Raw genomic sequence first — 405 nt, 5'->3', positions numbered from 1 at the left:
ACAGCAAAGACGCCGTCAACGGCAGCCAACTGTTTGCGACCAACCAAAACGTCGCCAACAACGCCGCCAATATCGCCAAAGGCATCAACTTCGGCGGTACCACCGGCAGCAACAACTACGCATTGGGCGACACCATCAATGTCAAAGGCGACAGCAACATCATCAGCGAAACCGTAGCCGGTGGCGCACAGCTGAAACTGGCCAAAGACATCACCGTTGACAGCGTCACCGCAGGCGACAGCAAACTGAATACAGACGGCCTCACCATTACCGGCGGTCCGAGTGTGACCAAGTCAGGCATCAATGCCGCCGGCAACAAAGTGACCAATGTTGCCGCCGGTACCGATGACACCGACGCCGTCAACTACAGCCAGCTGAAACAGCAAAGCGCCGCCGCCCGTACCG

General features: G+C 58.0%; 1 protein-coding gene. It reads left to right on the top strand.

Translation table 11 applies throughout. The features are described from left to right. Positions 1 to 405 (top strand): hypothetical protein (locus TW89_RS02025; RefSeq protein WP_432757667.1); only part of this gene is annotated, 405 nt, incomplete at both ends.

The organism is Neisseria flavescens, from assembly GCF_001618065.1.
GTDB lineage: Bacteria > Pseudomonadota > Gammaproteobacteria > Burkholderiales > Neisseriaceae > Neisseria > Neisseria flavescens_A.
Note: the sequence above shows the minus strand (reverse complement) of the source record. Positions and strands in the feature narration are given on the sequence as shown.